Below are 21,673 nucleotides of genomic sequence, written 5' to 3' on the forward strand. Positions count from 1 at the left end.
TCCATGTTGTCCCGAACGCCATGCTATGGATATTGTCAACAATCGACAACAGCTCAGCCGACCTAGGAGCGCAGCCCATGGCCCAGCTATCACCGCTGCTCAAGCAGGCAACGCCGGTCGTGGTCGACCACGGTGAAGGGGTGTACCTCTACGACACCGATGGCAAACGTCACCTGGACTTCACCGCCGGTATCGGCGTGACCAGCACCGGCCACTGTCACCCGCACGTGGTGAGCGCCGCGCGGGAGCAGATCGGCAAACTCATCCACGGGCAGTACACGACGGTCATGCACAAGCCGATGCTGGAACTGACCGAGAAGCTGGGCGGCGTCCTCCCGGAAGGACTGAATTCCCTCTTCTACTCGAACTCGGGCAGCGAGGCGGTCGAAGCGGCGCTCCGGCTGTCGAGGCAGGCGACCAAGCGGCCCAACGTCATCGTCTTCCAGGGCGGCTTCCACGGTCGGACCGTCGCGGCGGCGACCATGACGACGTCGGGGACCCGGTTCAGCGCCGGGATCTCGCCGCTCATGTCCGGTGTGCACGTCGCACCCTTCCCCTACGCGTTCCACTACGGCTGGGACGAGGAGACCGCGACGAAGTTCGCCCTCCGCGAGCTCGACTACCTGTTCGCGACGGTCTGCGCGCCGAACGAGACGGCCGCGTTCTTCATCGAGCCGGTGCTCGGCGAAGGCGGCTACGTCCCGGCGAACCCCGAGTTCCTGGCCGGGCTGCGGGAGCGCGCCGACAGGCACGGGATCCTGCTGGTGATGGACGAGATCCAGACCGGCTTCGGCCGGACGGGCAAGTTCTGGGGGCACGACCACTTCGGGGTGAGCCCGGACATCGTGCTCATCGCGAAGGGACTCGCCAGCGGGTTCCCGATCTCGGGCATCGCCGCGTCGGAAGAGTTGATGGCGAAGGCGCTCCCCGGTTCGCAGGGCGGGACTTACGGCGGAAACGCGGTGGCCTGTGCGGCGGCGGTGGCCACGCTCGAAGTGATCGAGCGGGAGGGCCTGGTCGAGAACGCCGCCGAACGCGGACGCCAGCTGCTCGAAGGCGTGCGGGTGATCGCGGACAAGTCGCCGTCGATCGGCGACGTCCGCGGGCTGGGGCTGCTGGTCGGTTCCGAGTTCACCACGCCGGACGGCGAGCCGGACACCGCGAAGGCACAGGCGGCCCAGAAAGCCGCTTCCGCCAACGGGTTGCTGTTGTTGACCTGTGGGGCGTACATGAACGTCGTCCGGATGGTTCCGCCGCTGGTCGTCGACACCGAACAGGTCGACGAAGCGCTGCGGATCTGGGGTGACGTCGTGGCGGGGGTCGAGTGATGGCCCGCTACATCACGATCACCCTCGACAAGCGCGGGGTGTCCTGCCGCGCCCGGCTGCTCGACGCCGAAGCCCCCCGGACCTGCCGCGCGGTGTGGGACGCGTTGCCGCAGAGCGGTTCGGCCTACCACGCGAAGTACGCGCGCAACGAGGTCTACACCCTCGTTCCGCCGTTCGCCGAACCGAAGCCGGGCCGCGAAAACCCCACGGTGACCCCGATTCCGGGGGATGTCGTGTACTTCGGGTTCGAGGCGTGGGAGATCGGCAACCCGGCGTACGGCTACGACGAAGACAGTGAGGCCCACAGCGACCAGGGCGCGACGGATCTCGCGATCTTCTACGGTCGCAACAACCTGCTGATCAACGGCGACGCGGGCTGGGTGCCCGGCAACGTGTTCGCGACGATCGAAGAGGGGCTGGCCGAGATGGCCGAAGCGGCGCAAGACCTCTGGCTGCGAGGTGTCGAGGGCGAGACGCTTTCGTTCGCACGCGCGTGAAAAACCCGTGGGCGACGAGGGTTCCCCACCCTCGCCGCCCACGGGCCGGCACCCCTCCCTGGCTTACTGCCGTTCGGCCGCGAGCCGGTATTCGACGCCACCGACCTCTTCGCCGCGCTGGTCGACCTGGGTCACGTGGACGGTGTACTGCCCACCGGCCGCCTCGGCACCGGCGGTGAAGCTCAGCCGTGCGTCGATCTGTTCTCCCGCCTTGAACGCCAGCCCGCTGATCCGGGCCCGCTGCGGGTTCACGATGGCCAGTTCGGTCTCGCCGACCCGTTCGATGCCCTCACCCTTCGCGCCGCCTGCCCGCCACCGCGCGGCGAGGTCGGGGCCGAGGTCGATGGTGATCCGTCCGGGGCCGGTGAACGGCTTGCCGGGCTGGGTGAAGACGATGTCACCGACCGCCGTGGGGTCGGGACCGTGCCAGCCGAACACGATCGGCCGGATCACCGGCACCTTGATCTTGAACGGGACCGCGTTCACGTTGTGCCAGGCGATGTTGTTGTTCTTCCGTGTGTTGAGGGAAGTGCTGACACCTTCCGTCGGCAGGTCGGTCGGCGAGAGCCACCGGGCCAGCAGGCAGAAGTGCGAGCCGATCGGGACCTTCCACGGGATGACGACCGTCTTGGTGCCGTAGGGCACGTCCACGTCGAGCTTCGAGCCGATGTAGTTCCACTGGTTCGGCCACTGGGCCACGGTGCCCTGCTTGGTGTACCAGACCTGCAGGTTTCCCTTCTCGTATGCGTCACCGTACGGGCCGGGGCGGTTCAGCGTGACGTGGATGAAGGCGTTGCCACCCTGGACGATCGGGTCATCGGTGGCGCAGAGGACCGTCGCCGAGAAACACACCCGGATGTCGGGGCTGGAGTAGAGCGAGCCGGACGAGTCCTCGTAACCGTAATCGGATCCGTTGTCCCGGATGAAGACGTCACTGCGTGCCTCCGGTGCGGCCTGCACCGCCGGTGCCACACCTGCGAACAAGGTCGCGACGGCCACTGCGGCCGCGGCGATCAAGGTTCGACGGCGTCGCGGGTTCCTGCTGATCATGTTTCCCTCCTTGGGCGAAACATTCGACCCGTTGACCGTCGGTCAGGCCGGTTGTGGAGGGGTTGTAGAGATCGTGTGCCCTAATTGGCCGATTTCGGTGAGTCTCCGCCCGGATACGCTCACCGAGATCACATGCCGGAGGGAGCAGCGTGCCCGGGCCAGGGGAATTACGGGTGCTGGGCGCGGTCGAAGCGATCGGCCCCACCGGGCGGGCGGAGTTGCACGGCGCCCGCCAGCGAGCCGTACTCGGCGTGCTCGCGCTGCACGCGGGCTCGGTGGTCCCGATCCCCCGGCTGGTCGACGTGCTCTGGGGTGAGGATCCGCCCCGCACCGCAGTGAAGACCCTGCACAGCCACGTCGCCAGGATCCGGCAGGCGCTGGAGGACTGTGGCTTCCCGCCGGTCCTGCTGACCCGCAAACCCGGGTACGTCCTGACGGTCGCACCGTCCTCAGTCGACGCTCTCCGCTTCGAAGAAGAGCTTCGTGCCGCCAAACGGAGCAACCCCGGCCAGGCGGTGGCGGCCTTGCGCGAGGCGTTGCGGCTCTGGCGCGGCGAAGCCTTCGCGGACGCCGAACTAGACGGCTGGGGGCCGCGCGAGGTCGAGCGGCTCCAGGAATTGCGGCTGTCCGCCTGGGAAGAACTCTGGGACGCCGAGCTCGAACTCGGGGAACACGAGGAGGTCCTCCGGGAACTTCCGCGGCTGCGGGCCGGGCAGCCGTACCGCGAACGGCTCGCCGCGCTGCACATGCTCGCCTTGCACCGCTGCGGAAGGCACGCCGAAGCCTTGGAGACGTTCCAGGCCGTACGCCGGGGGCTGGCCGACGAGTTCGGTGTCGACCCCGGCCCGGAACTGGTCGAACTGCATACCGCGATCCTGCGCCGCGCGCCCGAACTCGACGCGCCCGCGCGGGGTACGGCACCCGCGCAACTCCCCGCTCGTGTCGGGCACTTCACCGGAAGGCAGCAGGAACTCGCCTCATTGGACCTGCTCCTCGAGGAACCCGAGCCGCCGGTCGTGGTCATCTCCGGCGCGGCCGGGATGGGCAAGTCCGCGCTCGCCGTGCAGTGGGCGCACCGCATCGCGGACCGCTTCCCCGACGGCCAGCTCTTCCTCGACCTCGCCGGGCACGACCCGCACGAAGCGGTGTCACCGGGCGACGCGCTCGCCCATCTGTCGCGCGGGCTCGGCCTCCCCGACGACCGGCTGCCCGACGCGACGGCCGAACGCGCGGCGCTCTACCGCTCGCTGCTGCACGGCAGGCGTTGCCTGATCGTCGCCGACAACGCGGGCAGCGTCGACCAGATCCTTCCGCTCGTCCCGGGGACGACGAAGGCGATGCTGATCGTGACCAGCAGGCAGACCCTGGCCGCGCTCGGCAGCAGGCACGCCGTCCGCGTGTTCGCCCTCGACGCGCTGGCCGACCCGGAATCGATGGCCCTGCTCACCCGGGTGCTGGGCGCCGATCGGGTCAGCCGCGAACCCGGGCAGGCGGCGCGGCTGGCGCGGCTCTGCGACGGGATGCCGCTGGCACTGCGGATCGCCGCCGCGCGCCTGACCGGTGAACCGAACCGTCCGATCGCGGAGCTCACCCGCGAGCTCACCGGCGTCGGACGACTGGAAACCCTTGCGGTGCAAGGTGATTCCCGGACCGTCAAAACCGTCCTCGCGAGCGCCTACCTGCCGTTGGACCACGCCGCGGCACAACTGTTCCGGCTGTCGGGAACGACTCCGGGGACGTCGTTCAGCTCGGCGCTCGGGAGCGCGCTGTGCGGGGTGCCCGCCGAAGCGGGCCGGACCGCGGCCGCCGCGCTGTCCGCCGCGCATCTGATCACCCCGGCGGGCCCGGATCGCTATCGCCTCCACGATCTGATCCGCGAATTCGCCGTCGCGTGCGCCCGCGCCGACGAGACGACGGCGAGCCGCGCCGAGGCGGCGGACCGGCTGATCGACTGGTACCTGCACGTCGCCGCGGAGGCGAACCGGATCATCGACCCGAACCGCGATCTGGTCACCCCGGCGCTGCGTCACCCTCCCCCGGAGCGGCCGTTCCCGGCCGAAAGACGTGCGGCGCTCGCCTTCCTGGGCGCAGAACGAGCGAATCTGCTGCCGGTGGTGCGGTTCGCGCGTGAACACGGCCGCAACACCGCCGCCTGGCAGCTCACCTACCTGCTCACCAGCTTCTACGACACCACCGGTGGCTGGAACGAGCGGATCGGGCTCTGCCGTGAGGGGGCAGCCGCGGCGGCCGAACTCGACGATCCCTTGGCGGAGGCGGAAATGCTGCGTGCGCTGGGCGCGGCCTACTTCATGACCCGCAGGCTCACCGACGCGCTCGAAACCAACGCCCGCGCGTTGAAGGCCGCCCGTGCGGCGGGTGATCTCGAAGGCGAAGGCCATATCTACAACAACACCGCCAATGCCTACGCCGCCTTGCGCCGGTTCGACGAGGCGATCACCGCGTATCAGCTGGCGGTGGAGCGGTGCACGTCGGTGGGCAACCGGCTCGGGCGAGCGCTGTCGCAGCGCAACCTCGGTCACGCCTACATCCGCCGCGGCCAGCCGATGGACGGTCTCAGCCCGCTGACGGCCGCGCTGGAAACGTTCCGTGAACTGGGCAACGCCCGGCTGGAGGCCGCCACGCTGGACACGCTCGGCGAGGCCTACGAGGAACTCGGCGATCACGAAGTCGCGCTGGAGCATCTCGGCAAGGCGCTGGCGGCGTCGCGGGCGATCGGCGACCGGTGGCAGGAGTGGGAATCGCTGCTGCACGCCGGCCAGGTCCATCTCGCCCGCCGCGACTACCCGGCCGCCCGCGACGATTTCGACCAGGCGCTGCTGATCAGCCGGGACGTCGGGAACCGGCACAGTGAGGCGGCGGCGCTCGACCGGCTCGGCCGCGCCCACCTGGGGCTCGGCGACCTGGTCGCGGCGCGGGAGAACCTCGAGCGCGGCCTCGCGGTCCGGGCGGGGGTCCCGGATCCGTACGAGGAGGCTCACCTGCACCGCGACCTCGGTGACCTCGAAGCGAGGTGCGGCGACACGGCCGCCGCGGCCGCCCACTGGGCTCGAGCGATCGAGCTGTACCGGCGGGCGAACGCGACGGCCGACGCCGACCTCGTCACCGGGCGGGGGTGATCACCACGGTCGAGGTCGCGTACACGAGCCTGCCCTGCGACGGCTCGAAGAACTCGACCCGCGCCTTCCCCGGTTGACCGGGCAGGAGCGTGAATTCGGCGTATCCCCTCGTCTCACCGCGCTGGAAGGTGACGACACCGTCCTTCACCGGGACGTGGCCGGAGCCCTCGGTGCGATAGCGGACCGTGAGCGGCCCGGCCCACGGCCGGGAGAGCACGAGCGGGACCTTGCAGGTGGTTCCCTGCGAGAAGTTGGGCGGGATCGACCAGCAGATCTCACCCTCCTGGGTCGTCCCCACCGGCGACGTCTTGGCCGCGTCGTCGTCGGCCACCCAGGCGACGCCGACGCTGTGCCCGATCCGCAGGCCCTTCTCGCCGTAGAGCCGGAGGGAGAACATTTCGTCGTTCTCGACGAGTGAATCGGCGCGGACCTTGACCGCGACGGTCTGCGGATCCGTCCTCCCGGACCAGGTCAGCGTGCCGGTGACCGGCTGGTAGTCGACGCCCTCCTTGGCGGTGAACGCCGGATCGACCGGCGAGCCGTTGCCCTCGATCGTCCGGTAGTCGACCGAGCCTTGCGGCGCGCAGCCGCCGTCGTCGAGGGAAACGGTGAAGAGAAGGGTGGTGTACCCGGCGCTCGTTCCCTCGGCCTGGCTGACGCCGCTGACGTTCACCACGGGTGCCGTGCAGCCCGCTTCCCCGCCTTCGGCCACCGGTGCCGCGAACCCGAACGTGATCGCGAACGCCGCCCCCAGCGTCGCGATCCGTTTCATCCTTGGTCCCATCGAGCGTCCACCCCTTCCGGCGGGCCGCCGCGGCCCGTTGCGACATGGGTAACCGAGTGAGGTTGTCGTGAGGTTGTGGCGACCGGACGGCAAACATGAAAATGATTCATGGCCATCGTCGCCCACGACGTACTACGCTTCGGTAACCAGGCAAAGACGCGTGAGGAAGGGCAGTCGATGGGCGATGTTGCGGCACGGTTCGCCGAGATCGTCGGGGACACGAATTTGCTGGCAGGCGAAGCGATCCCCGAGGACTACGCACACGACGAGGCATTGACCACCTCTCCGCGGCAGCCCGCCTTCCTGGCGAAACCGGGGACCGCCGAGGAGGTCGCGGAGCTGCTCAAGGCTGCGGGTGAACACGGTGTGCCGGTCACCGCGAGAGGATCGGGCACCGGGCTTTCGGGCGGTGCCACACCGCGCGAAGACAGTCTGGTGATCTCTTTCGAACGCATGAACGCGGTACTGGAGATCGACACGGAGAACCACGTCGCCGTCGTCCAGCCGGGTGTCACGTTGTCCGATTTGGACGAAAAGACCACGGCGGCCGGACTCGGCTACACCGTTTACCCCGGCGAACTGAGCGCGAGCGTCGGCGGCAACGTCGGCACGAACGCGGGCGGGATGCGCGCGGTCAAGTACGGCGTCACGCGGCACAACGTCGTGGGCCTGCAGGCCGTGCTGCCGACCGGCGAGATCATCCGGACCGGCGGCAAGACCTCGAAGGTGTCGACCGGGTACGACCTGACCCAGCTGATCATCGGCTCGGAAGGCACCCTCGCGATCGCGACCGAGGTCATCGTGAAGCTGTACCCGCGCCTCCCGCACGGTGCCACGGTGTTCGCCCCGTTCGAGACCTTCGACGAGGTGATGACCGTCGTCCCGAAGATCATCTCCAGCGGGCTCGCGCCGCACATCCTCGAATACATCGACAACCTGACGCTCGCCGCGATCAGCTACAACGAGAAGCTCAGCCTCGGCGTTCCGGACGCCATCCGTGACTCCGCGCAGGCGTATCTCGTGGTGGCGCTGGAAAACCGCGACAACGACCGGCTGCACGCCGACATCGAAGAGCTCGGCGGGCTGCTGGCCGACGTCGGGGCGATGGACGTCTACGTGCTCGAGGGCAATTCGGCGCGCAAGCTCATCGAGGCCCGCGAGAAGGCGTTCTGGACAGCCAAGGCGGCCGGGGCCGACGACGTCATCGACGTGGTGGTCCCGAGGTCCGCGATGCCCGAGTTCCTGCGCAGGGCCAGGGAAATGGCGCTGTCGCGCGAGGCGGGCGCACTCGGCTGCGGGCACGCCGGCGACGGCAACGTCCACCTCGCCATCTTCTGCAAGGACCCCGAGAAGCGGAAGCAACTGCTGACCGACATCTTCGCGCTCGGCATGGAACTCGGCGGCGCGATCTCCGGCGAGCACGGCCTCGGGCAGGCCAAGTCCGGCTACTTCCTCGACCTGGAGGACCCGGCGAAGATCGCGCTGATGCGCCGGATCAAGGAAAGCTTCGACCCGGCCGGGATCCTCAACCCCGGTGTTCTTTTCGCTGAGAGGGCTTGAAAGTGAGTGAAATGAACGGCGCCCAGTCCCTGATCCGCACGCTCGTCGACAGTGGCGTCGATGTGTGCTTTTCGAATCCGGGCACCTCGGAGATGCACTTCGTGGCCGCGCTCGACACCGTGCCCGAGATGCGCGGCGTGCTCGGCCTGTTCGAAGGCGTCGTCACCGGCGCCGCGGACGGGTACGCGCGCATCGCCGACAAACCGGCCGCGACGCTGCTGCACCTCGGCCCCGGCCTCGGCAACGGGCTGGCGAACCTGCACAACGCGCGCCGCGCGCACACCCCGATCGTCAACGTGATCGGCGATCACGCGACCTACCACAAGCAGTACGACGCCCCGCTCGAATCGGACATCGAAGCCGTCGCCGGTTCCCTCGAAGGCTGGGTCCGCCGCTCCGAGCACACGAAGGACGTCGGCGCCGACGCTGCCGCGGCCGTCGCGGCCTCGCAGGACGCCCCCGGGCAGATCGCGACCCTGATCCTCCCGGCCGACGCGTCCTGGGGTGAGGGCGGCGAACCGGTCGCACCCATCCCTCCGCGGATCCCGCAGGCCGTCAACGCGACGACGGTGAAGAACATCGCCGAGATCCTGGCGAGCGGTGAACCGGTCGCGCTGCTCGTCGGCGGCAGCGGCTGCCGCGAGGCCGGACTGCTCGCGACCAGCAGGATCGCCACCGCGACCGGGGTGAAGGCGTTCGTCGAGACGTTCCCCTCCCGGCTCGAGCGCGGCGAAGGCCTGCCGACGATCGAGCGGCTGGGCTACCTCGCCGAGCAGGTCGCGTACCAGCTCGACGGGATCAAGCACGTGATCGTCGCCGGGACGAAGGCGCCGGTGTCGTTCTTCGCCTATCCCGGCAAGGCGAGCAACCTGGTGCCCGAAGGCGCGCAGGTCCATGTGCTCGCCGAAGTCGGGCAGGACGTCCCGCGCGCGTTGAACGACGTCGCGGCCTTGGTCGCCGCCGAGACGGAGCCGGTGCTGCAGGAAGCCGCCCGGCCCACACTGCCGTCCGGACCGCTGACGCCGCAGAACTGGGTCGAGGTGATCGGCGCGCTGCTGCCGGAGCGCGCGATCATCGCGGACGAGGCGAACACCTCCGGCCTGCTGCTGCCCGCCGCCACCGCCGGTGCGCCGCGGCACGACGTGCTGACCCTGACCGGTGGAGCGATCGGCTACGGCATGCCCGTCGCGACCGGGGCGGCCGTCGCCGCGCCGGACCGTCCGGTGATCAACCTGCAGTCCGACGGCAGCGCGCTGTACACGATTTCGGCGTTGTGGACGCAGGCGCGGGAGAACCTCAACGTCACCACGGTCCTGCTGAACAACCGCGCGTACGCGATCCTGCGGCTGGAGTTGCAGCGCGTCGGCGCGGACGCCAGCGGTCCCAAGGCGAACGAACTGCTCGACCTTTCGCGGCCGGACATGGACTTCGTCAAGATCGCCGAGGGCCTGGGTGTCCCGGCGACCCGGGCGACAACCGCGGAGGAGCTGGCCGAGCAGTTCCAGCGCGCGCTCGCCGAGCCGGGGCCGCACCTGATCGACGCGATCGTTCCGACCCTGTTCTGAGGGTGTGCGAGGAAAGTCCCCTTCATGGCGAATTTCGCCATGAAGGGGACTTTCCTTGCACATTGGGGCTAGTGGACCGAGGCGACCAGCGGTTCGGGCTGGCGTTGTTTCGGGACGAAGGCGGTCAAGGCGAGCCCCAGGAGCGCGGCACCGGCGGCGACCGCGAAGCTCAGCCGGAACCCCGTCGCGGACGGAACGGAAACCCCGCCGACGGTGATCGCCAGCGACGCGAGCATGGTCGCCATCACCGCGCTGGACGTCGACGTGCCGACGGATCGCATCAGCGAGTTCAAGCCGTTCGCGGACGCGGTTTCGGTGACCGGGACCGAGCCCATGATCAGCGCGGGCATGGCCGCGTAGGCGATGCCGACGCCGCCACCGATGATGATCGACGCCGTGATCAGCTCGAAAGCGTTGTCCATCAACACGGTCGCGAAGATGTACCCGATCGCGATGGTGACGGCGCCGGTCATCAGCGTCGTCCGCGGGCCGTAGCGCTCGATGAGCCGGGCCGAAACCGGCGAAAGCATGAACATGACCAGCCCGTTCGGCGCCAGGCAGAGCCCTGCCTGCACCATCGTCAAGCCGAGGCCGTAGCCGGTCGAGGCGGGCGCCTGCAGCAACTGCGGGAACGACAACGCCATCGAGTACAGCGCGAACCCGATCATGATCGACGCGAGGTTGGTGAACAGCACCGGACGCCGCGCGGAGACCCGCAGGTCCACCAGCGGATCGCGGCGCCGCAGCTGATAGGCGCCCCAGACCAGCAGGATCGCGACCGCGGTCCCGGCGAAGCCGAGCGTGCGGCCGCTGCCCCAGCCCCATTCGCCGCCCTTGACGATCGGCAGTAGCAGGCAGACCAGCCCGGCTGTCAGCCCCAGAGCGCCGAGGTAGTCGAACGGCGCGGGTGTCTTCACCGGCGACTCCGGCACCACGAACAGGATCAGCAGGCCACAGACGAGCCCGAGCCCCGCCGACGCCCAGAAGAGGACGTGCCAGTCCGCGTTCTGCGCGACCAGCGCCGATACGGGAAGCCCGATGGCGCCGCCGACGCCCAGCGTCGAACTCATCACCGAGATCGCCGCGCCGACGCGTTCGGGGGCGAGTTCGTCGCGCATGATGCTGATCCCCAGCGGGATCGCGCCCATCGCGCAGCCCTGCAGCCCACGGCCGACGACCATCAGCGCGAGCGAGCTGGTCAGCGCGGAGACCACCGAACCGGCGACCAGGAAGCCCAGGCTGATCAGCAGCAACCGGCGTTTGCCGTAGAGATCGCCGAGCCTTCCGCTCACCGGCATCACCACGGCACCGGCGACCAGGGTCACCGTCACCACCCATGACGCGTCGGACGGGGTCGCGTTGAGCAGCCGGGGAAACGACGGGATCAGCGGGACGACGAGCGTCTGCATGAACGAGGCCACCAGCCCGCAGGTGGCGAGCACGACGACGAAGACCCGGGGCGAAGGTGCCCGGCCGGCCGGTTTCACCATTCGCATCCCATGATCCGACCTTACACAGCACCTCCCTCTGTCGTGAATGGTTGACCGACGGGATCACAACCAGGTGCGGACCCCACCGTGCCCGGAACAGGTTCCGCGGCGATTCTGGCTGTAGCTATAGGAACCGTCCTTGCACAGGGCCGTCGCGCCGTCGGCCGCTCCCGGTCCGGTCGCCGGCCGGTGGACGCAGACGCCGTCGGTGTTGCGGTAGTAGTCGCTTCCGCACGCCGCCAGGTTCGGCGCCTTCGCCGTGGGTGTCGTCTTCGGGCGCGCCTTCGACGGCGGCGGTTCGACCTGCTTCGGGACCTCGACCGCGGCCGTCGTCGGCGGGACGAACTGCTGGGGCGTCGGTGTCGGTGTCGGCACAGCCGTGCTCGTGGTCGTGGGCGGCGCCCAGCTGCTGGTCGGCGTCGGCGGCATCGAGAACGTCGAGGATGTCGACACCGAGCCGGTCTTCGGCGTGACCCGCCCGGCGGGCACGGTCTCCACCCCACAGCCCCCGGCGACCAGAAGCCCGATCGCCAGTGCCATGCCCAGTTTCGTCGTTCTCTTCGGCATAACGGCCTCCCTGGCACGTGGTGGTGCCGCGTAGTCGGGAGATCGTTCGCCGGTGTTACCGCCGAAGAGGTCAGTCGACCATCGTGCCGCAACTGATGTTCAGTGCCGTCGCCGTCATGCCGCGCGCGTGGTCCGAAGCGGCGAAGGCGGCGACCCGGGCGACATCCTCCAAGGACGCCGTCCGGACCGGGCTTTCGAAGTCCGCCAACGACATCTCGACCAGTGGCGTGTTCGTCGATGGCCGCTTCGTCGAGCGCGTCGAACTGCGCGGTCCCGGCTTTCCCGCCCGCCGACCGGATTCCGCCGGCCACCCCGTAGACGATCGCGTTCCGGCCTTCGAGCAACATCGGATCCTCCTACTTCCCGTCCAGCGCGATGAGCCCTTCGGGCATTCCGTCCAGGTGGACGTCGACCCAGATCGGGAGCCACATGTCGACCTCGTGGAACCGGCGGAGCTCGGCCAAGCCGCTGAGCCAGCCCATCCAAGAGCCATACGGCGGCTTCTCGCCAGAGAATCCACTTTGGACGAACGTCAGCCTGGTACCACCGCCGGAGTCCTCGAGTTCCCAGGACGTCACGATGCCTTCCTCGTACGCGAGCGTCATCCTCTCGTCGGGTACCAGATCAACGATCTTCGCCGGGTCCGGATCCAGTTCCAGCGAGCCCATCGCCCAGCGTCCGCCGACGTGCATCTCGGCTTCGATCCGCGCGCCGAACCAGCGCGTGAACGCGGCGGGGTCGGTGATCGAGTGGTAGACCTCCGGTCGCGCCGCACCGATGCGCACTTCTTCCCGCATCACCGGGGAAGTGAGATCGCAGCGGGCGGTGATCGGACGTCCCTCGACGTGATCGACCAGGTTCGCGACCGCCAGCGCCCAGAACGTGTGCATCATGCCGAGCGGCGAGTCCGAGTCCGCCATCAGCTCGGCGAAGTCCGGCAGGCCGGTCTGGCTGTACGACAAAGAGGTCCCGTCTCCGTCTTCGGCCAGCTCGAGTTCGACGATCGTCTCCGTACCGTCGACGGTCCACGCGAACCGCAGGACGTTGTCCTCGGCCAGTAACAGCCGCTGACGCGGGACTTCGCCGTCCGGCGTGTACCGGCCCCAGAACTCGTAGCGGGACGGCAGGTCGACTTCCGCGTGTTCGGAAAACCACGTTCGCAACGCTCCGGGGTCGATCAGCGCGTGCCAGACGTCGTCGATCGGCGCGCGCACGCGCACCTGGAAGCTCGCCGGTTCAGTCACGAGCCTCTCCTTTCGGGTAACAGGCCACGGCGAGTTTGAAGGCGTCGCCTTCCGCTCCGCCGTAGCGGGTGAACAGATCCTGCAAAGTCGTCTTCAGTTCGTCGAGGAACTCCTGGCGGCGCTCCGGTTCCACCCGGATCTCGCCGGAGACGCCGATCGACGGCAGTTCCGGCGCGGCCCGGTCGAGCACGGCGACGTCCGCCTGGACCTCCTCCATGAGGTCCACCAGATAGCCGAGGCTCAGTTCGTCCCGCACCGCTCGCGGGCCGATCCGGCCGACCAGGCCCGGTGACAACCAGTACGAACGCGCGCTCGCCTGATACACGCCCTCGCTGATGCCTCGCACCCTGCGTTCCGACACCTGCGTCACGAGATCGGCTTCCACCAGCTTTTTCACGTGGTAGTAGACCCGTTGCGGAGTCTGGCCAAGCACCGCCGCCACCTCGGTGCAGGATCGCGGCTCCGCCAGTTGCCGCAGGACGTCCACACGCTGGGGCTTCAGCAACGCCTCCGCCTGATCCAGCCGCTCCAGGTACGCCACATCCTTCATCACGAAAATCATCTTGAACGTAAAAATCTATTTTGTCAATCGAACCGCATCGCGCTACTCTCGTGGTGTGGCGATCCTGCGGCGGTACACGGCGGAACTCGCGATCACCGTGGCGGTGCTCGCGAGTTCCGTCGCGGTCTCCCTCGGCGCGAGCGCGGAACAGCCACGCAACGCCGTGATCGGCTGGATATGCGTGGTACTCGCCTGCGCCGCGCTGTTCCTGCGCCGCCGCCACCCGCTCCCCGTCGCGATCTTCACCGCGGTGTGCTGCGCGATCTACTACCCGTACACCGATCCCGACGGGTTCGTGCTGCTCGCGTTCGCCTTCGCGCTGTACAACAACGCCTCGACCGGGCGGATCCGCAGCGCGGCGGTCGTCGCGGCGGCCTCGATGGGCGGCGTCGCGTTCGGCGAGGCGAGGGCCGGCGCCTCGCGACAGGTGGACAACTTCGCGTTCCTGCTGATGGCGGGCTGGTTCATCGCGCTGGTCGCGGTCGGAGCGGTGACGTACTACCGCCGCGAAGCCGAGCGCACCAAGGAGTCCGAAGCACAGCGAAGGGCCACCGGCGAACGTCTCCGGATCGCGCGTGAACTGCACGACGTCCTCGGGCACAACCTCGCGCTCATCAACGTCCAGGCCGGTGCCGCGCTGCACGGCAAGGATCCGGCGAAATCCGAGGAAGCGCTGGTCACGATCAAACAGACCAGCAAGGACGCGTTGCGCGAGCTCCGCTCCACCCTCGGCATGCTGAGGCAGGTGGATACGCCGAGTCTGGCGAGGGTCGCCGAACTGGCCGAGTCGGCGGGCGCGCACGGGCTGACCGTCCGCACCGAGATCGACGGCACGGCAAGGGATCTGCCACCCGACGTCGAGCACGCCGCCTTCCGCGTCGTCCAGGAGGCGCTGACCAACGTCGCGCGGCACGCCGCGGCGGACACCGTCGTGGTCCGGATCGGCTACACCGACCATGATGTGTCCGTGCAGATCGACGATGACGGCCGGGGTGGTGCCGCGAAACCCGGCAACGGGATCCGCGGGATGGCCGAACGAGCCGAAGCGCTCGGCGGCGAATTCGCCGCGGCCGCGCGCGAGGACGGCGGCTTCCGCGTCCGCGCCCGGCTCCCCCTGCGGGCGGCGCGATGATCCGGGTCCTGCTCGTCGACGACCAGCGGCTGGTCCGCGCCGGGTTCAAGTCCATTTTGGACGGCGAGGCCGACATCACGGTCGTCGCGGAAGCCGCCGACGGACGGGAATCCCTCGAAGCCTCGCACGAGCACAAGCCGGACGTGGTCCTGATGGACATCCGCATGCCGGTGATGGACGGGCTCACCGCGACCCGGCATCTGCTCGAAGACCCGGCGCTGGCCGGGATCAAGGTCGTCATCCTCACCACCTTCGACCTCGACGAGGACGTGTACGGCGCCCTGCGCGCCGGTGCCAGCGGATTCCTGGTCAAGGACACCGAACCGGAGGAACTGATCCACGGCGTCCGGGTGGTCGCGAGGGGCGACGCGCTGCTCGCGCCGTCGATCACCCGCCGCCTGATCTCCGAGTTCGCGGGCCGGGTGGCGCGGCCCGGGCCGTCGCCGGTGCTGAACCGGCTCACCGAACGCGAACGCGAGGTGATGAGCCTGGTCGCGGCCGGTCTGTCCAACGACGAGATCGCGAAGGAACTCGTGCTCAGCCCCGCCACGGCGAAAACGCATGTCAGCCGGATCATGACCAAGGTGGACGTCCGCGATCGCGCGCAACTCGTCGTGCTCGCCTACGAATCGGGCATGGTCACCCCTCGCTGGTTGACCCCGTGAACACAACTCCGGTAGTACGGGAAGCGCCTTAGGGGTACCCAGAAGTTGTGGCCGGATTGCCCGCCGGAGCCCGACGCCCCGCGGCACGGAAAAGCCGATGCTTTCCGCCATGGACACCATCAAGCTTTCCGAAAGGCGGCCTGGGGGCGGCCTTTCGAGGCTGGCAGGCTGGTCACAGCGCCATCGCTGGCTCGCCGTTTCGCTCTGGCTGCTCACCCTTCTCGGCGTCACCCTGGGCTCACAGGTGGCGGGCAGCGCCTACCACGACGACCATTCCCTGCCGGGAACCGAATCCCAGCAGATCATGGACCTGTTCGAGGCACAGGCTCCCGCCCGGACCGGCGCGACGGCCGAAATCGTCTTCAAGACCGGCGCCGGACTGGCCACCGCACGCGGCCCGATCGACTCGATGCTCGCCGAAGTGCGGAACCAGCCCCACGTCAAAGCGGTGACGAGTCCGTTCGACGACCCGTCCGCGATCTCGCGCGAGGGAACGATCGGTTACGCCGCCATCGCTTTCGACCTGGAGTCGAACGACCTGCCGTACGACGACATCGTGCGCGTCACCGACACCGCGAAGAAAGCGGAATCGGCCGGACTCCAGGTCGAACTCGGCGGTGAGCCGATCGAACGGACCAATGAGAGCGGCGGGCCGTCCGAGGGCGTCGGCTTGCTGGCCGCGCTGGTGGTCCTCGTCTTCCTGTTCCGCTCGATCCTCGCCGCCGGGCTCCCGGTGATCACGGCGATCTTCGCCGTCGGCAGCACGCTCGGCGTGATCGTGCTGGTCAGCCGGTTCGTCGACATCGCCGGCTACACGGCGCCGCTGATGATGCTGGTCGGGTTCGGTGTCGGCGTCGACTACGCGCTGCTGATCTTTTCCCGCTACCGCAGCGAAATACTCGGCGGTCTCGACCGCGAACAAGCGGCGCGGCGCGCACTCGACACCGCCGGCCGGTCGGTGCTGTTCGCCGGCGGAACGGTGATCATCGCCCTGCTCGGCCTGCTCGCGCTCGGTCTCGGTTCCCTGCGGGGAGTCGCTCTCGCGGTGGCGCTGACCGTCCTGGTGACGATGCTCGCGTCGGTCACCCTGCTGCCCGCGTTGCTCTCACTTTTCGGCCGGCGACTGGAAAAGGGCATTCGCAAGCACGCCGCGAAACGGGAACACGGCAGGACCTGGGGCAAACTCGGTGACGCGGTCCAGCAGCGGCCGATGGTCCCGCTCGCGATCGGGCTGCTCGTCCTCATCGGACTTTCGCTGCCGGCACTCGGCATGCGCCTCGGATTCGCCGACGCGGGCACGAACCCCGAGACTTCGACCACCCGCAAGGCCTACGACCTGATGTCGGAAGGCTTCGGCCCGGGCTTCAGCGAACCGCTGATCATCGTCACGGAGAACGGCGACGGCGTCGCGCTGCGACGGAAACTCGAGGCCACCCCCGGTATCGCCAAGGCGACGCCGCCGATGGGGCAGGGTGTCATGACGGTCCTCGCGTTCCCCACGTCGTCGCCGCAGGACGAGGCGACCGGTGAACTGGTCGAGCGGCTGCGGACCGAGGTGCTGCCGAGCCTGCCCGGCAAGTACCTCGTCGGCGGCTCGGTCGCGGCGGCGGTGGACTTCGCGGACGCCGTCGGCGACCGGTTGCCGCTGTTCGTGCTGGTGGTCGTGGGGTTGTCGGCACTGCTGCTGATGGTGGTCTTCCGGTCGATCCTGATCCCGCTCAAGGCGGCCGTACTGAACCTGCTGAGCATCGGCGCCGCGCTCGGCGTGATGACGGCGGTGTTCGGCGACGGCCTGTTCGGAGCGCAGCCGGGGCCGATCGAGGCGTTCGTGCCGGTGCTGATCTTCGCGATCGTGTTCGGGCTTTCCATGGACTACGAGGTGTTCCTGGTGTCCCGGATGCACGAGGAATGGCGGCGCACCGGCGACGCGCGGCACGCCGTCCGCGAAGGGCTCGCCTCTACCGGAGGGGTGATCACGGCGGCGGCGGTGATCATGATCCTGGTGTTCGGCGCGTTCCTGCTCAACCCCGACCGGATGCTGGCGCAGTTCGGCCTCGGGCTGGCGGTGGCGGTGCTGGTGGACGCGTTCGTGATCCGCTGTCTCGTGGTGCCCGCGGTGATGCGGCTGCTCGGGGAGCGCGCCTGGTGGCTGCCGCGGTGGCTGGACCGGCGGCTGCCCCACGTGGCGTTCGAACCTTCGTCGCGCTGACCCCGGACGCTAGGAAAGGCCCGTTCCTTGCAAAATTTGCAAGGAACGGGCCTTTCATTGCACTCAGCCGAGACGGCGAAGCGCCCTGCCGAAGACCCGGTCCACGGGAAAGTACCCGTGGTGCCGCGAATCCGCGCTGAGCGCCCGGTTGTCGCCCAGCACCACCAGATGCCGCGGCGGCACGACCGCACCGGCCTCGACCCGGCCCGCCGCTTCCTCGGGGACCGTGTCCCCGCCGACCGCGACCACTCGTTTGACGGTCCATCGCACCGGCAGCGGACCCGATCCGGGATTCTCGAGCACGACGACGTCCCCCACCGCGATGGCCTTGGGGCGCTGCCGCGCCAGTACCCGGTCACCCTCGTGGAACGTCGGCGTCATGCTGGAACCCGTCACGGCGATCACCGCCCAACGGCGCTTCACCCAGCGCAGCACCAGCAGACCGGAAGCCGCCGAAGCCAGCAGGGCCAGGATCTTCACGAGACTTCCTGAACGTATCCGTTGGCCTGCAACCGGAAGAGCCGCGAATAGGTGCCGTCCAACGACACCAGTTCGTCGTGGGTGCCCAGTTCCGCGACCCGGCCGTCGACGAGCACGGCGATCCGGTCGGCCGCCCGGACGGACCCGAGCCGATGGGAGATGAGCACACTCGTGCGGCCGGCCCGATGCTCGGCGAGCGAAGTGTGGATTTCGTGTTCGGCTTCGGCGTCGAGCCCCGACGTGGGCTCGTCCAGGATGAGCAGATCCCGCTGGTCCCGCAGGAACGCCCGCGCGAGCGCGACCCGCTGCCATTGCCCGCCCGAAAGCAGGACACCGGTTTCCGGATCGTCTTTGTCCTCCTCGCTGACGAAACTCCGGGAAAGAAGTGTCCGGTAACCGCGAGGCAGATTCGCGAGCGTGTCGTGGATTCCCGCCCGCTCGGCCGCGGCCGTGAGCCGCTCGTCGACGGGGCCCAGTTCGTCCGCACCGTCGACGTCGCCGAGCGCGATGTTCTCCGCCGCGCTCATCTCGTAGGTCATGAAATCCTGGAACACCGCGCCGAGTCTGCGTCGCAGTTCGTCGACCGGCAGGTCGCGCAGGTCGGCACCGTCCCAGAGGACGGCTCCACGGGTCGGATCGTAGAACCGGCACAACAGCTTCACCATCGTGCTCTTCCCCGTCCCGTTGTGCCCGACCAGCGCCATCGACTCTCCACAGGGGATGAACAGGTTCACCCCGCGCAGCACCCACGGATGCCCCGGCCCATAGCGGAACCAGACATCGCGGAACTCGATCCCCTGCCGCAGCGGCGAAACCGTTCCCGGCTCCGGCGGCACGGGGAGATCGGAGCCTTCCGTCGTCACGGTGCGGTAGTGCTCGAACAACAGCAGGGCGTTGTGCGCTGCACCGATCCGGCCGATCAGGTTGGCGAGTGAACCCTGCACGCCGGCGACGGCCGCGGTGAAGACCGCGATGTCGCCGACGGTCAGCTGACCCCGGCCTGCGGCCAGCACCGCCCAGACCAGCCCGGCACCGGCGACGACGGCGCTGAGCGCGCCCAGTATCCCCTGGACGCGCAACTCACGAAGATCGGCAAGGCGTCGTTGCGTGTTGGCCTTGCCGAGCTCGGCCAGCATCCGGCCCCGGAACAGCCTGCCGAGCCCGAGCAACCGGATCTCCTTGGCGGCGTCGAGGCCGGTCATCAACTGCATGTAAAAGAACTCACGCCGCTCGGTGGGGCTGAGACCGGTCAGCACCTGCGCACGGCGCTTGCTCAGTTTCAGTTCCGCGATGAGCGTCGGGACCGCGGCGACCATCACGACCGCGGTGACCGGGAGGCTGACCGCCGCCAGCGACACCAGGAACCCGACCGTGGTCAGCACGGCCTGGACGCCGCCCACGACCGAATCCAGGATCACGCCGGGACCGGAGTAGCTGTGCTGCTGGGCCAGGTGCAACCGGTCACGGTAGGCGGGCTGTTCGAGGCGGGCGAGGCCGGCCAGCCGTCCCGTCGCGAGATACAGCCGGTCCCTGGTGAGCAGGGTGACCCGGCGGGTGAGCTCACCCGAGAGGTACCGCCCGGCCTCGCCGAGCAACGCGACCGACACTCCCGCGACCGCGAGACCCACGGCGAGCAAGGTCAGCTCGTCCAGCCGGACCTCGGCGGCGACCACCCGGTCGAGAACCAGCTTGGTCAACCACGCGACGATCACCGGCAGCACACCCGTCAGCACGCTGATCGCGAGACTGCCCAGCAGGATCAGCGGCGCGGCGGTCCAGGCGACACCCAGTGCGACGACGGCCAACCGCGGGCCCGGAGAGTTCACCTGACCGCCAGGCGCGGCAGCACTTCCGGCTGGAAGCCGGCGGCCACGACCCGTCCACCGGGGCCGAGCATCGCCACCACGGGCGTTCCGCGTACCTCGAAGGCCTTGCTGACCACGCCCCCGACCGGCTCGACGACGACACGGGCCACCGGTGCCAGCCTGGCGACGAACTCGGCCGCGCCGTCGGCGTCTCCCTGGACCACGGCGAGAACGTGATCCCGGGGATGGTCTTTCGCGTGCTCGACGAAGTCAGGAAGCTTCTCGATACACGTATCGCACTCGACGGCGAAGAACCCCGCGAGCGTCTGCTCGGTGAAGCTGGACCGCGACACTTCGACACCATCGACAGTCCGCGCGGTGAAGTCCGCGACCAGATTCCCTTCGGCCACCATGACCGGCCCTGCGGGAACGCGGTTCTCGAGCGCCTTGCCGATCAGCTCGGAATGGGTGCGCAGCCTCTTGATCACCCCGAACGTCAGCACCAGATCGAGCACTAGCAGAGCGCCGACCAGGACGAGAACGGCGATCAGGATCCCCATGCCTACTCCTTGACGAGTTCCGGGACGTCCCGGAAAAGTTCCACGATGTCGTCGAAGCGCACGGCGACGAAGCCGACGACGAGACCGGCGCAAATCGCGACAGCCGTTCCCGGCAGGGCTCCGTGCGGTGCTTCGACGAGGGAAGCCACCGAGCCGGTCAGCGCGATGCCCAGCAACAGGACGTTGCGCACCACCTGGGGTACGCCGAGTGGCGCCGCGCTCCTGCCGAAGCAGTGACACGGCGCGCGTTCTCCGCGCGACAGCGACAGCGTGATCGCCGCGGTGAACACCGCGAGAAGCGCCGCCGCACCGGTGAATACCGGGAAGAGGGCACTCCACGACCGGACGGCCGAACCGGTGATCAACGCCGCCACGATGAAGAATTCAACCGCGACGACCATTCTCGCGACAATGGCGCGTTGCGCGCGCAGAATCAGCCTCAGTGGCCCTGCGGACGCCACAAAGGAACGAAATCCTTCGCCGCCGAATTTACCGGCGGCGGAGATACCGAATACGAGAGCAAGCGCGACGGCGCAGGCGATCGACAAGTACATGCGTTCTCCCCATGCCGGGAAAGGGAAGACGACGGCCGGAGCCGCCGTCTTCCGGCACTTCTCAGCAGCGGGTGCTGACCTGGTAACAGAGGCAGCTCACGCAGTCCTTGTAGAAATGCCACCTGCGCCCGGCCTCGTCGGGCCAGCACCCACAGAATTCGTGCGCCGCCGCCGGAACTTCGGGCACCACTTTGCCCAGTAGCCGATCACCGAGTTTCTGAACCAATTCGAGCATGACAAATACCACCTTCCCCAGTTCCAGTGAATTTGACGTGCATCAGCGGGAGAATAGACAGACAAAGGAGTTCGCGAAGACAGACCCTAAGCCAAGGAAATCATTACTCCAACCCCCAGTCGGCCGGCCCCCACCGATTCGGTCACGATAGCGGGAGAAATACGGCAAGGCAACAGGCTGCGGGCGCGCCACCCCTTTGCCGTACAGAAGGGGCCGTTCAGGACGATGTCTGTCCTGAACGGCCCCTTC

The 21,673-nt window shown here is 68.7% G+C and carries 20 protein-coding genes; 8 read left to right on the forward strand and 12 right to left on the reverse strand.

Annotation, left to right across the window (positions count from 1 at the left end; genetic code table 11):
• The first annotated feature begins 77 nt into the window (after positions 1–77).
• Together BKN51_RS27240 and BKN51_RS27245 are read left to right on the forward strand one after the other, a co-directional pair.
• Complete coding sequence (locus BKN51_RS27240; protein ID WP_101610344.1) at positions 78–1,328, forward strand: aspartate aminotransferase family protein; 1,251 nt, start codon at positions 78–80, stop codon at positions 1,326–1,328.
• Positions 1,328–1,825, forward strand: coding sequence for a DUF3830 family protein (locus BKN51_RS27245; RefSeq protein WP_038508763.1), 498 nt, complete (start codon positions 1,328–1,330; stop codon positions 1,823–1,825). The genes BKN51_RS27240 and BKN51_RS27245 overlap by 1 nt, the downstream gene beginning before the upstream one ends.
• Before the next feature lie 63 nt (positions 1,826–1,888).
• Here the strand turns inward: BKN51_RS27245 and BKN51_RS27250 are convergent, their stop codons facing one another.
• The gene (locus BKN51_RS27250) at positions 1,889–2,875 is read right to left on the reverse strand and encodes a hypothetical protein (RefSeq protein ID WP_101610345.1); all 987 of its coding nucleotides are present in this window, start codon (positions 2,873–2,875) and stop codon (positions 1,889–1,891) included.
• A 149-nt stretch (positions 2,876–3,024) separates the two neighbouring features.
• On the opposite strand from BKN51_RS27250, the gene BKN51_RS27255 reads away from it, so the two are divergent.
• Positions 3,025–6,012 carry a BTAD domain-containing putative transcriptional regulator gene (locus BKN51_RS27255; RefSeq protein ID WP_233222974.1) on the forward strand — a complete coding sequence of 996 codons (2,988 nt, stop codon included), beginning with the start codon at positions 3,025–3,027 and terminating at the stop codon, positions 6,010–6,012.
• On the opposite strand, the gene BKN51_RS27260 is transcribed toward BKN51_RS27255, so the two are convergent.
• On the reverse strand, positions 5,996–6,784 hold the full coding sequence (locus BKN51_RS27260; RefSeq protein WP_101610347.1) for a Calx-beta domain-containing protein: 789 nt from the start codon (positions 6,782–6,784) through the stop codon (positions 5,996–5,998). The genes BKN51_RS27255 and BKN51_RS27260 overlap by 17 nt on opposite strands.
• Positions 6,785–6,973: 189 nt before the next feature.
• On the opposite strand from BKN51_RS27260, the gene BKN51_RS27265 reads away from it, so the two are divergent.
• Entirely contained in the window at positions 6,974–8,356 is a 1,383-nt protein-coding gene (locus BKN51_RS27265; RefSeq protein WP_101613485.1) for an FAD-binding oxidoreductase, read from the forward strand.
• An 11-nt stretch (positions 8,357–8,367) separates the two neighbouring features.
• Complete coding sequence (locus BKN51_RS27270) at positions 8,368–9,921, forward strand: acetolactate synthase large subunit (RefSeq protein ID WP_168214398.1); 1,554 nt, start codon at positions 8,368–8,370, stop codon at positions 9,919–9,921.
• Between the two features lie 68 nt (positions 9,922–9,989).
• Here BKN51_RS27270 and BKN51_RS27275 read toward each other — a convergent pair whose 3' ends face one another.
• The 5 genes from BKN51_RS27275 to BKN51_RS27295 form a co-directional block, all read right to left on the reverse strand.
• The gene (locus tag BKN51_RS27275; RefSeq protein ID WP_101610349.1) at positions 9,990–11,417 is read right to left on the reverse strand and encodes an MFS transporter; all 1,428 of its coding nucleotides are present in this window, start codon (positions 11,415–11,417) and stop codon (positions 9,990–9,992) included.
• A gap of 57 nt (positions 11,418–11,474) precedes the next feature.
• Positions 11,475–11,978 carry a DUF3761 domain-containing protein gene (locus tag BKN51_RS27280; RefSeq protein WP_233222973.1) on the reverse strand — a complete coding sequence of 168 codons (504 nt, stop codon included), beginning with the start codon at positions 11,976–11,978 and terminating at the stop codon, positions 11,475–11,477.
• Between the two features lie 70 nt (positions 11,979–12,048).
• Complete coding sequence (locus BKN51_RS44490; protein WP_233222972.1) at positions 12,049–12,192, reverse strand: SDR family oxidoreductase; 144 nt, start codon at positions 12,190–12,192, stop codon at positions 12,049–12,051.
• 142 nt (positions 12,193–12,334) lie between these two features.
• Positions 12,335–13,222 carry an SRPBCC family protein gene (locus BKN51_RS27290; protein WP_101610350.1) on the reverse strand — a complete coding sequence of 296 codons (888 nt, stop codon included), beginning with the start codon at positions 13,220–13,222 and terminating at the stop codon, positions 12,335–12,337.
• Complete coding sequence (locus tag BKN51_RS27295; RefSeq protein WP_101613487.1) at positions 13,215–13,772, reverse strand: ArsR/SmtB family transcription factor; 558 nt, start codon at positions 13,770–13,772, stop codon at positions 13,215–13,217. Before BKN51_RS27295 ends, BKN51_RS27290 begins: the two co-directional genes overlap by 8 nt.
• A gap of 67 nt (positions 13,773–13,839) precedes the next feature.
• Between BKN51_RS27295 and BKN51_RS27300 the strand changes: the two genes are divergently transcribed.
• The 3 genes from BKN51_RS27300 (at position 13,840) to BKN51_RS27310 (ending at position 17,790) form a co-directional block, all read left to right on the forward strand.
• Entirely contained in the window at positions 13,840–14,916 is a 1,077-nt protein-coding gene (locus BKN51_RS27300; protein ID WP_101610351.1) for a sensor histidine kinase, read from the forward strand.
• On the forward strand, positions 14,913–15,581 hold the full coding sequence (locus tag BKN51_RS27305; protein ID WP_101610352.1) for a response regulator: 669 nt from the start codon (positions 14,913–14,915) through the stop codon (positions 15,579–15,581). Before BKN51_RS27300 ends, BKN51_RS27305 begins: the two co-directional genes overlap by 4 nt.
• Before the next feature lie 109 nt (positions 15,582–15,690).
• Positions 15,691–17,790: an MMPL family transporter gene (locus BKN51_RS27310; protein WP_101613488.1), complete on the forward strand. Its 2,100-nt coding sequence runs from the start codon at positions 15,691–15,693 to the stop codon at positions 17,788–17,790.
• Between the two features lie 63 nt (positions 17,791–17,853).
• Here BKN51_RS27310 and BKN51_RS27315 read toward each other — a convergent pair whose 3' ends face one another.
• The 5 genes from BKN51_RS27315 to BKN51_RS43300 form a co-directional block, all read right to left on the reverse strand.
• Complete coding sequence (locus BKN51_RS27315) at positions 17,854–18,270, reverse strand: S26 family signal peptidase (protein WP_168214399.1); 417 nt, start codon at positions 18,268–18,270, stop codon at positions 17,854–17,856.
• Positions 18,267–20,096, reverse strand: a complete 1,830-nt coding sequence (locus BKN51_RS27320; RefSeq protein ID WP_101610353.1) for an ABC transporter ATP-binding protein — start codon at positions 20,094–20,096, stop codon at positions 18,267–18,269. The genes BKN51_RS27315 and BKN51_RS27320 overlap by 4 nt, the downstream gene beginning before the upstream one ends.
• Positions 20,093–20,635 (reverse strand): TlpA family protein disulfide reductase, encoded by a 543-nt coding sequence (locus BKN51_RS27325; RefSeq protein WP_101610354.1) that lies wholly within the window; start codon positions 20,633–20,635, stop codon positions 20,093–20,095. The genes BKN51_RS27320 and BKN51_RS27325 overlap by 4 nt, the downstream gene beginning before the upstream one ends.
• A gap of 2 nt (positions 20,636–20,637) precedes the next feature.
• On the reverse strand, positions 20,638–21,189 hold the full coding sequence (locus tag BKN51_RS27330) for a MauE/DoxX family redox-associated membrane protein (protein ID WP_102906582.1): 552 nt from the start codon (positions 21,187–21,189) through the stop codon (positions 20,638–20,640).
• Positions 21,190–21,250: 61 nt separating this feature from the next.
• The gene (locus tag BKN51_RS43300) at positions 21,251–21,424 is read right to left on the reverse strand and encodes a hypothetical protein (protein ID WP_158255732.1); all 174 of its coding nucleotides are present in this window, start codon (positions 21,422–21,424) and stop codon (positions 21,251–21,253) included.
• Between the last annotated feature and the right edge of the window lie 249 nt (positions 21,425–21,673).

The sequence above is a fragment of the Amycolatopsis sp. BJA-103 genome, from assembly GCF_002849735.1.
Taxonomy (GTDB): Bacteria; Actinomycetota; Actinomycetes; order Mycobacteriales; family Pseudonocardiaceae; genus Amycolatopsis.